The sequence below is a fragment of the Paeniglutamicibacter sp. NPDC091659 genome (assembly GCF_044756805.1).
Classification (GTDB): Bacteria; Actinomycetota; Actinomycetes; order Actinomycetales; family Micrococcaceae; genus Paeniglutamicibacter.
Window position 1 is genome coordinate 102,963 of sequence record NZ_JBIVTO010000005.1, and the last position, 13,005, is coordinate 115,967.

At 68.4% G+C, this 13,005-nt stretch carries 12 protein-coding genes; 8 read left to right on the forward strand and 4 right to left on the reverse strand.

The window, feature by feature from the left end; all coding sequences use genetic code 11:
- Positions 1-38 precede the first annotated feature (38 nt).
- Entirely contained in the window at positions 39-410 is a 372-nt protein-coding gene (locus ACIQLF_RS10955; RefSeq protein ID WP_400297985.1) for a hypothetical protein, read from the forward strand.
- Here the strand turns inward: ACIQLF_RS10955 and ACIQLF_RS10960 are convergent.
- Positions 407-871, reverse strand: coding sequence for a YbaK/EbsC family protein (locus ACIQLF_RS10960; RefSeq protein ID WP_400297988.1), 465 nt, complete (start codon positions 869-871; stop codon positions 407-409). The genes ACIQLF_RS10955 and ACIQLF_RS10960 overlap by 4 nt on opposite strands.
- On the opposite strand from ACIQLF_RS10960, the gene ACIQLF_RS10965 reads away from it, so the two are divergent.
- Positions 870-2,333, forward strand: a complete 1,464-nt coding sequence (locus ACIQLF_RS10965; protein ID WP_400297990.1) for a hypothetical protein — start codon at positions 870-872, stop codon at positions 2,331-2,333. The two genes, ACIQLF_RS10960 and ACIQLF_RS10965, sit on opposite strands and share 2 nt — an antisense overlap.
- On the opposite strand, the gene ACIQLF_RS10970 is transcribed toward ACIQLF_RS10965, so the two are convergent.
- The 3 genes from ACIQLF_RS10970 to ACIQLF_RS10980 form a co-directional block, all read right to left on the reverse strand.
- Complete coding sequence (locus ACIQLF_RS10970; RefSeq protein ID WP_400297992.1) at positions 2,330-2,899, reverse strand: isochorismatase family protein; 570 nt, start codon at positions 2,897-2,899, stop codon at positions 2,330-2,332. The genes ACIQLF_RS10965 and ACIQLF_RS10970 overlap by 4 nt on opposite strands.
- Before the next feature lie 67 nt (positions 2,900-2,966).
- Complete coding sequence (locus ACIQLF_RS10975) at positions 2,967-4,121, reverse strand: class I SAM-dependent methyltransferase (protein WP_400297994.1); 1,155 nt, start codon at positions 4,119-4,121, stop codon at positions 2,967-2,969.
- Positions 4,103-4,777: a YigZ family protein gene (locus ACIQLF_RS10980; protein ID WP_400298455.1), complete on the reverse strand. Its 675-nt coding sequence runs from the start codon at positions 4,775-4,777 to the stop codon at positions 4,103-4,105. The genes ACIQLF_RS10975 and ACIQLF_RS10980 overlap by 19 nt, the downstream gene beginning before the upstream one ends.
- A 103-nt stretch (positions 4,778-4,880) precedes the next feature.
- Here ACIQLF_RS10980 and ACIQLF_RS10985 point away from each other — a divergent pair, with 103 nt between their 5' ends.
- The 6 genes from ACIQLF_RS10985 (at position 4,881) to uvrB (ending at position 12,976) form a co-directional block, all read left to right on the forward strand.
- Entirely contained in the window at positions 4,881-7,907 is a 3,027-nt protein-coding gene (locus ACIQLF_RS10985) for an ATP-binding protein (RefSeq protein WP_400297997.1), read from the forward strand.
- 65 nt (positions 7,908-7,972) lie between these two features.
- Positions 7,973-9,382 carry an FAD-binding oxidoreductase gene (locus ACIQLF_RS10990; protein ID WP_400298000.1) on the forward strand — a complete coding sequence of 470 codons (1,410 nt, stop codon included), beginning with the start codon at positions 7,973-7,975 and terminating at the stop codon, positions 9,380-9,382.
- A 5-nt stretch (positions 9,383-9,387) separates the two neighbouring features.
- Positions 9,388-9,993: a dephospho-CoA kinase gene (gene coaE, locus ACIQLF_RS10995; RefSeq protein WP_400298003.1), complete on the forward strand. Its 606-nt coding sequence runs from the start codon at positions 9,388-9,390 to the stop codon at positions 9,991-9,993.
- Positions 9,983-10,324: a hypothetical protein gene (locus ACIQLF_RS11000; RefSeq protein WP_400298005.1), complete on the forward strand. Its 342-nt coding sequence runs from the start codon at positions 9,983-9,985 to the stop codon at positions 10,322-10,324. Before coaE ends, ACIQLF_RS11000 begins: the two co-directional genes overlap by 11 nt.
- Positions 10,321-10,869, forward strand: a complete 549-nt coding sequence (locus tag ACIQLF_RS11005) for a hypothetical protein (RefSeq protein ID WP_400298008.1) — start codon at positions 10,321-10,323, stop codon at positions 10,867-10,869. Before ACIQLF_RS11000 ends, ACIQLF_RS11005 begins: the two co-directional genes overlap by 4 nt.
- Before the next feature lie 4 nt (positions 10,870-10,873).
- The gene (gene uvrB / locus ACIQLF_RS11010; protein ID WP_400298010.1) at positions 10,874-12,976 is read left to right on the forward strand and encodes an excinuclease ABC subunit UvrB; all 2,103 of its coding nucleotides are present in this window, start codon (positions 10,874-10,876) and stop codon (positions 12,974-12,976) included.
- Positions 12,977-13,005 lie beyond the last annotated feature (29 nt).

Sequence of the window (13,005 nt, forward strand, 5' to 3'; positions counted from 1 at the left end):
GTTCGGAAATTCGGGTACCCGCGGGTCAACCTCGAATGATGGATGCTTCCGCATGGATTGCCGTGGTCCGGGAAGACGGGGAAGCCGCTGGGTACCTCGAGCCGGTAACCTCCGACTATGACGTCGTGCAGCCACGTTCGGTCTTGGGTCATGTTGCAGGTGAACAGAGTGGCTACCTTGCCGGTGAAGACCTCCAGTGTGAACGAGTAATTTCCAAGCTGATCAAGCCTCGGAAGCTCAAGTACGCGCCCGGCGCCTTGTCTGGCCCGCTGGCCATCCTTGAGGTCTCGCCGCATGGAATCATGGTCGCCGATGCGCTGCTGGTCAAGGCGCTGGCTCCGAGTGAAAAGGCGATCGTGAGTTGGCCCGATGTCGAGCACTGCCATGAACCTGCGGTTTCGGGTCCTTAGCGGACGACCAATTCGGTACCGCCGGTCAGCCTGATGAGCTCGTCGTAGCTGAGGGGCATCAGCGAATCCGCTGTGCCTGCGGCAACCCAGAGCTCGTCGAAGTCACGCAACGCGGTGTCAATCACGGTGCGCAGGGGAGCGGGATGCCCGGCAGGTGCCACTCCGCCGATGACCTGGCCCGTTGCCTGCTTGACGAAGTCGGGCGTTGCCCGTTTGAGTGAAACACCGCCCAGTGCCGCACCGACAACCTTGGTGTCGACGCGACCCGCACCGCTGGACATGATCAGCAGCGCCTCGCCTTCGCAGTCGAAGACCAACGAGTTGGCAATGGCCGCAACCTCGCAGCCCAGGTAGCTGGCCGCCGCGGCTGCGGTGTGCGTGTGCTCGTCAAGAATCTGTATCTCTCGATCAATGCCTGCCTGTTTAAGGTCGGCAACAAATCTTCGATGTTTCGGATTCATGATCGCCGGTGTCTCCTTGCTGGTCACTGGTGTTTTAGCCACCCTAGCGAATTCGGTTCGGGGGCGCGACCGATGGCAAGATCAATGGGTGACCAATCAACGTACCGCGCTGTTGCTGAGACCCAGTGAAACCCAATGGGTTGCCCTGCCCAAAACGCTCGCGCCCAGTGTGTTGTACTGGGCTTTGCTTCTGGGGTTCGGAGGGTTGCTTGCCGCGGAATTCATCAAGTGGCTCGGCGGCGACTCCCGGACGGCATCAACGACTTGGGCCGCATCGGTACAGGCCTCGGTTTTCCTGCCGGACGCCGCGTTCACGATGCTGTTCCTCATCCTGATTCCGCTCTTGTTCTCGCCTGGCACGGGAATCTGGGTGGCGTTTCTTGCCGTCCAATTTGAGAACTCCATTGCAGCCGGTATGGGACTTGAATCGCATTGGTGGTACTGGCCCGGCACGGTACTGCTTGGCGGTGCTGCGTTGGTCGAACTGTCGATGGGCCTGCGGCAATTCAATGCACTCCGCGCATTGCGGAAGGCGCTGGAACAGGAAGTGCCCGAAACGCTTCCGCTTTCCGAGGAGCAGGCGAAGTGGGCGCGGGAGAAAGCGACGGGCGGACGCTGGGGGACACCGATCCTGGCTGGCGTGGCGCTTGTTGCGTACTTGCTGTTCGCGTGGCTGCTGCACCGTTCCATCGCCAACGGGCCAGGGCCGGAACCCGAGCCGTTCAATCCCTTCCTGCTGGCCATCGCCCTGGCGGCCGCGCTGGGGGCGGTCGTCCTTCCGTGCCGGATCGCCTGGAGCATGTACCGGACCACGTCGATCGGTTCCGTGCTCTGGATCCTGCCGACGGTTGACGGCGGACCGCTATCCGTCGCGGGAAAGGACTGGCTGGATACAGGGGCGCTGTCCGAGGATGAGCAAAAGCGCGGCGACTGCAGTTGCGGGCAACATTCCAAACTCGTGGAATTGGAACTGGGCTCGGACTATTCGGACGAGGCTTCCGTAGATCTGCACTGCCCGGTACACGGAGTGGACGTGGTCAACGCGATGGGCACAGCGGAGTTCGCCGCCGCTGCCCGAACCAAGCCATGGGTTTGGAATGAGCTGTCCAGCCTTCCGATCACCGCCATGGGCAGGCAGATCGGCGTGCTCGGCTACGCGGGTCGGGGCTTGCCGGGCCGCGCAGGGTTGGTGGCCGGCAAGGAATTCGTGGCCATCGAAGGATGGCGCAGCGAACCCGAGGAAAGCTACTTCGGCGGGCACAAAGTCGAAGCCTTGCGACAATCCGGGAGCGAACCCGAGACGATGCCGAACCGCGTACCCATGGCGGGGCGCATCGATGAACTGGACCTGAGGCCGTTCGGAATCGACGGCCATGCCTGGCGCTACAAGCACGGGCACCCGATCTTTGTCTCAGCGGATCAGCGCGGCAACGGACCGGGTCCCGACTCTGGCCAGATTTAGTCGTTCACCGGCACCGGGTGGAAGACGACCTCTTCGGCACGCAGCAGCGAAATGCTCTGCTTCGGATAATCCAAGCCGGCAAAGTATGCGTTGGTGTGGGCGATGACCTGGTCTCCGGTCATGGTCTGACCCTCGAAGGTGGCTGCCCCCGTGGTGTGGGCATCGCGCACGAGCGTCACGTCGAAGCCCATGGCGGCGGCGCGCTGGGCCGCGGTGCGAACGCAATAGTCGGACTGGGCGCCGCAGATCACCACGTGCTGGACATCCTGGGCATTCAGCGCCGCGTGCAGGCCGGTTCCGGCGAATGCATCACGGTACGTCTTGAAGATGTGGTGCTCGCCGTCGCGGGGCTCCAGCGGGGCTGCGATGCGCCACGGGGTGGAATGCCGGGCAAAGTCCTGCTCGTCCTGCACCCAGAAGATCGGGGTCCCGGTGTCGCGTGCCCGGCTGACCATTTCCTGGATGCGTGCGGTGACCTTCTTCGGGTGGACACAATGTTCAATCACGCCGTTTTGCATGTCAACGACGATCAGGGCCTTCTTGGGTACATCGGTGCGCTCATCCATTCCAGAAGTATTGCACCACTTGGGGCCCGAACGATTGAAACTCGCCCATGTGGTCGCCAACTCTACGTTATGCGCGCGTCGACACCGTGATGGTGAACTTCGGGTTCCGGGCGAGCTGGCGGGTGGGTCCCACCAGCTTTTCCAGCTGGGACCTGTAGCCGAGGTGCGAGTTCCAGACGCACCACAGCTCGCCTCCGGGCGCCAGCACGCGGCCGGCGTCGGCAATCAGTTTCAGCGCGATCCCCGCGTGCACGGTGTTGCCCATGTGGAACGGCGGGTTGAGCACCACGAGTTCCTCGGACGCGTCGGGCAGCGAGGCCAGCGCGTCGTCCTGCACGGGGGTGACGCGGTCGGCCACGCCGTTGGCCGCCGCGGTCGCCACGGTCGAGGCCACGGCGGATGCGGACTGGTCAGAGGCATGCACCGTGAGCCTTGGGTACTTCATGGCCAAGAAGCCGGCGATGGTTCCGTTGCCGCAGCCGAGGTCGACGGCGCGGCCGGCGGTGTCCGGCAGGTCCAGGTGCTCGAGCAGGAACCTGGTTCCCGGATCGAGCTTCGCGCCGCCGAAGGTCTCGGCGAAGGCGCGCAGCTCGAGCGGCTTCTCCAAGCCCACGGGGAACGAGCTGCGCAGCGGGAACCGCGGCGCCGGTCGCTGGTCCACCGGGCGAACGCCCGTGGCCGTGAGCACGCGGGACTTCTGCCGCGCCAGCGAGGCCGTGACGTTCTCGAAGTAGCGGCCCATGACCTCGTTCATGCCCAGGCCCATGTGCTTGATGCGGCCGGTGGCCATCACCGTGACGTCGGCGGCGGCGTGCTCGGCCACGAAGGCCAGCATTTCCTCCAGCGCGTCCAGGGAACGGGGGAGCTGGACGAGGACCAGCGACGCGTCCTCCAAGAGCCCGGCACCCAGCGGCTGGTGCGTGTAATCGTCGGCCAGCTCCGGGAGCAAACGCTTGGCGTTGGCCTCGATGGCGCGGGCGCCGGAGAGCGCATCCTGGTGCACCCGCACGCCGCGCACCCCCGCCGCCAGTGCCCCGAGGGTGAGCGCACCGTAGTGGTCGTTCAGGATGGCGACCTGTCCCGGTTCGGCCGGCCAGCCGGCCTCGGAGGCAAGATCCAGCAGCAGCCGGTCCGCGGCGTCGAAAGCCTGCAGGTTTTCCGCCTCGACGTCGGGCCAGCGCCGCAGCGACTCAAATTCCAGTATCAACGTAAATCCACCCATTCGGTTCCCATGTTTTCGGCAGTGCTCGAGCCGGCACTGAGCGTGGCGAGCCGGTCCTTGAACTGCTCGATCGCATCGAATTCGTCGTTCAGCGCCACCCGCAACGTGGCTAGTCGCGGGCCGTAGTCGGTGCCCAGCACCTGGATCCCGCCGGCGCGCAGGTCGTTCTCCAGCCTTCCCGCGGCGACGTAGTCCGCGTCCACCCCGAGGATGCGCATGCGCTGGCGGCGGACCAGCGGGGCGGCATCCAGGGCGCTGGAGACCGAATCCGAGTAGGCGCGCACCAGGCCGCCGGCGCCCAGCAGGATGCCGCCGAAGTAGCGCACGACCACCGCGACGATGTCCGACAGGTCGGTGACCCCCGGCTCCGTCTCGCGCTTGGCCAACGCGTCGAGCATCGGGATGCCGGCGGTGCCGGAGGGCTCGCCGTCGTCGTTGCTGCGCATGGCCATGCGGTCCGGGCCCAGGATGAACGCGCTGCAATGGTGCCGGGCATCGAAGTGGCTCTTGCGCAGCTCCGCGATCAGGCCGCGCGCCTGCTCCTCGGACTCGACCCGGCGCAGGTAGGTGATGAAACGCGAACGCTTGATCTCCAGCGCGTGGACGAAGTCGCCGTCCACCGTCGTATAGGCCGTCGCCACGGAATCGCTGTGCATCACCGATCCATTCTAGTCAGTCGGGACCGCCCGGACATTGCCCGTCCCGGACCGCGGTGGGAGAATTCCTTGCGGGGGCGAACCGCCGAAAGGGGCAGGGGCCGTGCTGCAACTGAATCTGCTCGGTGAACAACGTCTCACGTCGCTGGGCGTTGACCTTGTCGCCGGAGGGTCCAGGGCGGTGGAGCTGCTGGCCTACCTTGTCCTGCACCCCGGGATCCGGGTGCCGAGGCCGGTGTTGGCCGGGACGTTTTGGCCCGATACCCCCGAGCGCCAAGCCATGACAAACCTCCGCCGGGAACTGCACAACCTGCGGCAGCTGCTGGAGGGCCTCGACTGCCTGGCGACCTCCGACGGGGCCATCGGCTGGCTGCCCCATCCCCGCTTGCGCGTGGATGTGCAGGTGTTCGCCGAGGAACGCGGTGCCGCCCTTGCTGCCGCGAAGAACCCGGACCCGCGGGAATTCCTGGCCCATGCGCAGCTGGCCCTGGACGAATACCGCGGGGACCTGATGCCCGGCAACTACTCGGACTGGGTGCCCGCGGCCCGGGAACGGATCCTGGGCGAATGCACCGCGCTGTGCGACGACGCGGTCGCGGCGTGGAGCGCGCTGGGGGAGGGCCGGCGCGCCCTGACGGTGGCCGTGCAACGCATCGCCATCCAACCGCTGGAGGAGGCCGGCTACCGGGGACTGATCCGCGCCCACCTGGCCCTCGGGGACCGGGCCGCCGCGCTGCATGCCTTCCACCGCTGCACCGCCGTGTTTGAACGGGAACTGGGCGTGGCCCCGTCGGCCGAAACCCGCAATCTGCTGGGACCCAACCGCACGACCGGCGCCGGTCCGACAAACGCAGGGGCCGGGCGGGCGCCGATCGGACGGGACCGGGAGATGGCTGTGCTGCGGCAATGCTGGGAGGATGCCCGCGCGGGCCGCGGGGGCCTGCTGGTGCTTTCCGGCGCCCCGGGCGTCGGCAAGACGCATCTTGCCGCGGCGCTGGGGGACCTGGCCCGGGCCACGGGCGCGGTGGTCGCCCGGGCGCGGTGCATGGACGCTTCGGGCAGGATCCCGCTGGCGCCGGTGGCGGTGTGGTTGCGCAGCAGGGGATTCGCCCCGGCGCTGGCCAACCTGCCCGAGCCGCTCCGGCGCGAGGCGGCAAGGCTGTTGCCGGAGGTGCTGCCGGACCCGCCTTCCGGGGACGGCTCCGGACGCGCCATGGTCGATGCCTGGCAACGGTTCAGGTTCTTCGAGGCGCTTGCCGCCATGGTGGAGTCCACCGGGCGTCCGACCCTGTTGGTGCTCGACGACCTGCAATGGTGCGATGCGGACACCGCCGCGTGGATGGCCTTCCTGCTGGGACCCGGCAGGGCGGCGAACCTGTTGTTCGCGGCGACCCTGCGCACCGGCGGGGAGGGCGGCTCCGCATCCATGTCCGGCCTGCTCCAGGGGGCGCGCAGTGCCGGGCTGTTGCGCGAAATGGCGCTCGCGCCGCTCGATGCCGCGGCAAGCGGCGAGCTGGCCGGGCAGATCCGCGGCCACCCGCTCGACGAGGCCGAAACCGGATTGCTGCAGGCCGCCACGGGAGGCTACCCGCTCTACGTCCTGGAGGCCGCCCGCGCGTTTCCGGAGGCCGGGTCGTTGCCGGAGGCGGGGTTCGGCCCCCTGCTGGGGCGTCGCATCCAGCGGCTGAGCCCGCCGGCCAGGCACGTCGCGGAACTCGCGGCGGCCTTCGGGCGCGACATCAGCCTGGACCTGCTCAGCGAGGCGGGGGACCTGGAGAGCGCCGGGCTGGTGGACGCCATCGACGAGTTGTGGGGACTGGGCATCCTGGTGCCGGCGGGTTCCGGATACGGATTCGGGCACAACCTGCTGCGCACGGCCGCGTACGAGGGCGCCACCCCTGCCAAGCGCTGGCTGCTGCACCGCCGGCTGGCCCAGGGCCTGGAGCTGCTGCACGCGGGAAACCTCGACGCAGTGGCCTCGACGCTCGCCGAGCAATACACGCTGGGCTCCAGCCCGGAGCGCGCCCTGCCGTTCCACCTGCGGGCCGGGGCCGACGCCGCGCGGGTGTTTGCCAACACCGCGGCGCTGAAAAGCTACGGCCGGGCGCTCGGGCTGATCTCCGCCCAACCGGCGGGCCGCGCACGGGACGAGGCCGAGCTGTCCGTCCGCCGTTCCATGTCCCCTCCGCAGACGGCCCTGCTGGGCTACTCGTCGGCGGAGCTGATGGGCAACCTCGAACGCATCCGGGAACTCGCCCTGGGGCTGGGGCAGCGGGAGGTGCTGGCGGACAGCCTGATCGGGCTCTTCGCGGGCAGCTTCGTCCAGGGACGGATCGGGCCGTCGTACAGGATCGCTTGCCAGGCGCTGGCGCTCGCCGGGGAGGACCCGGACCTGCTGGGCCAGGCGCACTTTGCGGTGGGCGGTGCGGCGCAGGGGCTGGGCCTGGCCGCCGAGGCCATCGGGCATTTCGACCGGTGCAGCGAGATCGGCGGGCCCGGCTACTCCTACATCCTGGGCACCAGGCTGGAGATCCATGCACGGGCCTGGGCGTCCCACGCCCATTGGCTGGTCGGGGACGATGCCCGCGCCACGGAACTGGCCGGCGAGGCGCTGGCCATGTCCGGAGGGGGCGAGGTTCCCTACACGCGGGCCGTGGCACTGGCCTATGCCGCCGTGCTGCAGCAGCTGCGCGGGGACACCGGCGCGCTGGAGCCACTCATCGATGAACTGCTGGGGCTGTGCCGCCGCTACGACCTCGCCTACTACGGGCAATGGGGCGAAATCCTGCAGGGCCGGCTGACCGGCGGCGCTGAGGGAACGCGGCAAATCCGCGCCGGAATCGCGGCATTGCGCGCCCACGATGCGCTGGCCCGCATGCCCTACTGGCTGTCGCTGTTGGCCTCCGGCATGGCCGACGAGGGCGACGCGAAGGGCGCGTGCGCGGTGCTGGACGCGGCCCTGGCCACCGCCGAACAGCACAGCGACGTCTGGTGGCTCCCGGAGGTGCTGCGCCTGCGCGCCGGCCTGGCCGGCGGACCGGAGCGCCGCGCGATGCTCGAGCGGGCCCGCGCCGTGGCTGGGGAGCAGGGCAGCGTCGCGCTGCTGCGCCGGCTGGAGGCGAACGCCTGACGAACGCGCGGGAGCCTAGCGTGGTGGTCATCAACCCCACCCCAAGCACCCAGCAGGAGAACACCATGAGCGGGCATCCGGACACAACGGAAGCACCCTATGCCGAACTCGCGGCGTCATTGCGCGGAACACTGACGTTGCCGCAGGACGCCGGATACGATGCGGCGCGTGCCGTCTACAACGGCATGGTCGACCGCCGCCCGGCGGCCATCGCCCGGGTCGCGGACACCGCGGACATCGTCGCCTGCGTGAACTTCGCCCGCGAGAACGGACTGGACCCGGCGGTGCGCGGCGGCGGGCACCAGGCCTCCGGGCTGTCGGTCGCCGACGGTGCGCTGGTCATCGACCTGGGCGGCATGCGTTCCACCACGATCGACCCCGCGGCCCACACCGTGCGGGTCGACGGCGGCGCCGTCTGGGCCGACGTCGACCACGCCACGGTCGCCTTCGGCCAGGCCACCCCCAGCGGGTTCATCGCCTCCACGGGCGTCGGCGGGCTGGCCCTGGGCGGCGGCATCGGCTACCTGACCCGGCGCTTCGGCCTGACGGTGGACAACCTGCTGGCCGCGGACGTGGTGCTGGCCGACGGGACCCTGGTCACCGCCGACGAAAACCGCCACCCGGACCTGTTCTGGGCCCTGCGCGGGGGCGGCGGCAACTTCGGCGTCGTCACCTCCTTCACCTTCCGCACCCACGACATCGGGGAGCACGGGGTCATCATCGGGGGTCCCGTGCTCTACGACCTGGCCGACGCGCCGGCGGTCATGCGCTGGTACCGGGAGCTGCTGCCCGCGCTGCCGGAGGAGCTCAGCGGATGGCTCGGCCTGCTGACCATCCCGCCGGCCGCCCCGTTCCCCGAGTCGCTCTGGGGCCGCAAGGCCTGCGGCATCATCTGGTGCTACACGGGCGAGCACGCCGCCGCGGACGCAGTGCTGGCCCCGGTGCGCGAGTTCGGCTCCCCGCTGCTGGTGGGCCTGCACGCCATGCCGTTCAGCACGCTGCAGCAGGCGTTCGACGCCCTGTATCCCGCCGGGCTGCAGTGGTACTGGCGCGCCGACTTCGTGAAGGAGATTTCCGACGCAGCGATCGACATCCACGCCAAGTACGGTGCCGCCCTGCCCACCGGCTTCTCCACCATGCACCTGTACCCGATCGACGGGGCCGCGGCACGCGTCCCGGCAGACGCGACGGCCTTCGCCTACCGGCAGGGCGGCTGGGCGGGCGTGATCGTGGGGGTCGATCCGGACCCCGCCAACGCGGAGCTGATCACCGGTTGGACCAAGTCGTACTACGACGAGCTGCATCCCACCACCGCCGGAGGGGCCTACGTGAACTTCATGATGGAGGAGGGAACCGACCGGATCCGCGCCTCCTACCTGCAGAACTACGACCGGCTGGCCCGGATCAAGGCGCACTACGACCCGGCCAACCTGTTCCACCACAACCAGAACATCGAGCCCGCGCCTGTAGGCTAGGGCACATGCTCAATGTTGGTCTGACAGGCGGGATCGCCGCAGGAAAATCCGCCGTCGCGCGGCAATTGGCCGAACTCGGCGCGGTGCTCATCGATGCCGACGCCATCGCAAGGGCCGTCGTGGAGCCCGGGACCCCCGGGCTTGCGGCGGTCGTTGCCGCGTTCGGGCCCGGCATCCTCACCGCCGACGGGACGCTTGACCGCCCGGCCCTGGGCGCGCTGGTGTTCAAGGACGCCGCCGCGCGCGAAAGGCTGAACTCGATCGTGCACCCGCTGGTGCGCGCCGAGGCGGCCCGGCTCCGCGAGGCGGCCCCCGCGGACGCGGTGATCGTCCAGGACATCCCGCTGCTGGTGGAGACCGGGCAGGCCAAGGACTTCGACGTGGTCCTGGTCGTCGCGGCCCCGCTGGCCGAGCGCCTGCACCGGATGGCCCGGGACCGCGGCATGGCCGAATCCGATGCCCTGGCGCGCATTTCCGCGCAGGCCACGGACGCGGAGCGCGCCGCCGTCGCCGACGTCGTCATCGAAAATTCCGGCACCGTGGAGCAGCTCCGGGACCGCGTCAACGAGTTCTGGAATTCACTGCGTGCTGAATCCAAGCATGTCCGCTGACCGCGAGGCCGCGAAGGCGGAACTCCGGTCGCTGCTCGAGGCCGAACAGGCCCGCGCCGACCGCGAGCTGCGCCGCATCAAGATCGCCTGGCTGATCAGCGGGCTGAGCTTTGCCTCCGCGCTGGTTCCGTGGCTGCTGATGGGCGGCCTCGTGCAATTCGTCTTGCGGAACTCCGGCTACACCGCCGTGGTGCTCGTTCCGGCGTGGCTGGCGCTGCTGGGCCTCGCCGCGGCCACGTTTGCCACGGTGCTGTTCATGATGCGCACCCTGCGCACCGTGCTGGGCAACATCGTCGAACGCGACGCGCGCAAGAACACGCGCCGTCCGTGAACACGAACGCCTTCGCCACCGAGACCTTCCTGTTGGTCCCGCACACGGTGACGGACCTGGCGGACTTCCGTGCCCGGCCGGGGCACTACCTGGTGAGTGTCGACCGGGAGCCCGAACGTGCGGCCGCGCTGTGGTTCGACCGCGCCACGCGCAACCCCGTCGGCAGCGACGGCCTGGTCCACCTGCTGTACCACGGCCAACACCTGCTCCCGCTGGATCTGTGGGACGACGTGACGGGCATCTGGCTGGCGCTGCTGGATGTTCTTGATGGATTCCTGGACGCCGGCAACGGCACGGGAACCCTGTCCGGCCAACCGGCCAGCCTCGCCCTGAAGGGCACGTCCCGAAATGCCGTGTTCACGGCCAACGGCATGTCCCGCAGGGTCGATCCGGCCGACGTCGTTCCGGGCATCCTCACGGGTGCGGAACGCTATTTCCACTGGGTCCACCACGCCATCGGCCGCGGGCAGGGCGAGGCGCTGGCCCGGATCCGTTCAGCCCAACGCGAGCACCGGCCAACCTGTCCGTCCCGGGGCGTAACCTAGAACCATGAGTCTTGCCCAGCAAATCAACCGCGTCGTGGCCCCCTTCGAGGTCATCAGCGAGTTCAAGCCCGCCGGCGACCAGCCAACGGCGATCAAGGAACTGACGACACGCATCAACGCGGGCGAAAAGGACGTGGTGCTGCTCGGCGCCACGGGCACCGGCAAGTCCGCCACCACCGCCTGGCTCATCGAACAGGTGCAGCGCCCCACGCTGGTCATGGTGCAGAACAAGACGCTGGCCGCGCAGCTGGCCAACGAGTTCCGCGAGCTGCTGCCCAACAACGCCGTCGAGTACTTCGTCTCCTACTACGACTACTACCAGCCAGAGGCCTACGTGCCGCAGACGGACACCTTCATCGAGAAGGACTCCTCCATCAACGAGGAGGTCGAACGCCTGCGCCACTCGGCCACCAACGCGCTGCTGACCCGCCGCGACGTCATCGTCGTGGCCACGGTCTCCTGCATCTACGGCCTGGGCACCCCGGAGGAGTACGTCGCGGGCATGGTGACCCTGAAGAAGGGCATGGAGCTGAACCGCGACGACCTGCTGCGCAAGTTCGTCTCCATGCAGTACGCCCGCAACGACATGGACTTCCACCGCGGTACCTTCCGCGTGCGCGGCGACACCGTGGAAATCATCCCGATGTACGAGGAGCAGGCGCTGCGCATCGAGTTCTTCGGCGACGAGATCGAATCGATCCACACGCTGCACCCGGTCACCGGGGACGTGATCCGCGAGGAAAACGAGATGTACGTGTTCCCTGCAAGCCACTACGTGGCGGGTCCCGAGCGCATGAACCGCGCCATCGGCGACATCGAGGACGAGCTGCGTCAGCGCCTGGAGACCCTGGAGAGCCAGAACAAGTTGGTGGAGGCCCAGCGACTGCGTATGCGCACCACCTACGACCTGGAAATGATGGAGCAGATGGGGTTCTGCAACGGCATCGAAAACTACTCCCGGCACATTGACGACCGTGCCGCCGGCACCGCGCCGCACTGCCTCATCGACTACTTCCCCGACGACTTCCTGCTGGTCATCGACGAATCCCACGTCACGGTCCCGCAGATCGGAGCCATGTACGAGGGTGACATGTCGCGCAAGCGCACCCTGGTGGAGCACGGCTTCCGCTTGCCCTCGGCCATGGACAACCGGCCGCTCAAGTGGGACGAGTTCCTCGAGCGCATCGGCCAGACCGTCTACCTCTCGGCGACCCCGGGCAAGTACGAGCTGGGCAAGGCCGACGGCGTGGTCCAGCAGATCATCCGCCCCACCGGCCTGATCGACCCCGAGATCATCGTCAAGCCCACCAAGGGGCAGATCGACGACCTGCTCGACGAGATCCGCGCCCGCGTCGAACGCAACGAACGCATCCTGGTCACCACGCTGACCAAGCGCATGGCCGAGGACCTCACCGACTACTTCACCGAACACGGGGTCCGGGTGCAGTACCTGCACTCCGACGTGGACACGCTGCGCCGCGTCGAGCTGCTGCGCGAGCTGCGCATGGGCCTGTTCGACGTTCTGGTCGGCATCAACCTGCTTCGTGAGGGCCTCGACCTGCCCGAGGTCTCGCTCGTGGCGATCCTGGACGCCGACAAGCAGGGGTTCCTGCGCTCGGCGACCTCGCTGATCCAGACCATCGGCCGCGCCGCCCGAAACGTCGACGGCCAGGTCCACATGTACGCGGACAAGATCACCGACGCCATGGCGCAGGCGATCGAGGAGACCAACCGCCGCCGCGAGGTGCAGCAGAAGTACAACAAGGACCACGGCGTCGACCCGCAGCCGCTGCGCAAGAAGATCGCCGACATCACCGATTCGCTGGCCCGCGAGGACGCGGACACCCAGGAGCTGCTGAACAACCAGCGCCTGGCCAAGACCGCCAAGCGTTCGGCCGCCGGCACCAAGAAGGCGCACGAGGTGGTGCGTGCAGACGGGCTGGCCGCGGCCCCTGCGGAAAACCTTGTCGACATGATCAGCCAGATGACCGAGCAGATGCACGCGGCGGCCGCCGAGCTGCACTTCGAGGTCGCCGCTCGCCTGCGCGACGAGGTGTCGGAGCTGAAGAAGGAACTTCGCCAGATGAAAAACGCAGGTCACGCGTAGGGGTCGTCCACGGGACCGAAACACGAGTG

Coding starts and splice junctions, on each gene's coding strand:
- ACIQLF_RS10955 (WP_400297985.1), top strand. CDS start 39: ATGGATGCTTCCGCATGGATTGCCGTGGTCCGGGAAGACGGGGAAGCC.
- ACIQLF_RS10965 (WP_400297990.1), top strand. CDS start 870: ATGATCGCCGGTGTCTCCTTGCTGGTCACTGGTGTTTTAGCCACCCTA.
- ACIQLF_RS10960 (WP_400297988.1), bottom strand. CDS start 871: ATGAATCCGAAACATCGAAGATTTGTTGCCGACCTTAAACAGGCAGGC.
- ACIQLF_RS10970 (WP_400297992.1), bottom strand. CDS start 2,899: ATGGATGAGCGCACCGATGTACCCAAGAAGGCCCTGATCGTCGTTGAC.
- ACIQLF_RS10975 (WP_400297994.1), bottom strand. CDS start 4,121: ATGGGTGGATTTACGTTGATACTGGAATTTGAGTCGCTGCGGCGCTGG.
- ACIQLF_RS10980 (WP_400298455.1), bottom strand. CDS start 4,777: ATGCACAGCGATTCCGTGGCGACGGCCTATACGACGGTGGACGGCGAC.
- ACIQLF_RS10990 (WP_400298000.1), top strand. CDS start 7,973: ATGAGCGGGCATCCGGACACAACGGAAGCACCCTATGCCGAACTCGCG.
- coaE (WP_400298003.1), top strand. CDS start 9,388: ATGCTCAATGTTGGTCTGACAGGCGGGATCGCCGCAGGAAAATCCGCC.
- ACIQLF_RS11000 (WP_400298005.1), top strand. CDS start 9,983: ATGTCCGCTGACCGCGAGGCCGCGAAGGCGGAACTCCGGTCGCTGCTC.
- uvrB (WP_400298010.1), top strand. CDS start 10,874: ATGAGTCTTGCCCAGCAAATCAACCGCGTCGTGGCCCCCTTCGAGGTC.